Source organism: Bacillus sp. mrc49, from assembly GCF_002803435.1.
In genome coordinates this window covers 1-268 of the sequence record NZ_PHNG01000368.1, presented here as the reverse complement: position 1 = coordinate 268, position 268 = coordinate 1, and the positions used below count along the sequence as shown (strand labels likewise).

Annotated in this window: 1 protein-coding gene; it reads right to left on the bottom strand. The window is 51.5% G+C overall.

The window, feature by feature from the left end:
* Positions 1 to 268 (bottom strand): amidohydrolase family protein (locus CVN76_RS02355; RefSeq protein ID WP_157805480.1); only part of this gene is annotated, 268 nt, incomplete at both ends.

Genomic DNA, 268 nt, shown 5'->3' with positions numbered 1-268 from the left:
CGCCCATTCTGGTGGCCATGGCCAGTGCGGTTTGGGCTGGAAATTTAGTGGCGTCCTTGTAGATGCCTTTTTGCAGCAAAGCGGCCGTCCTCATTTCCTCGAACATATCGAAGTTGTTATTGGAAGCTACGCCATCTGTTGCCACGCCCACTTTAATGCCTGCATCCAGGAGGCTGACAACATCGGCAATCCCCGATCCGAGCTTTAGGTTACTGATTGGATTGTGGGCAACACGGACGTCATGCTGTTTTAATATCGACCGTTCTTC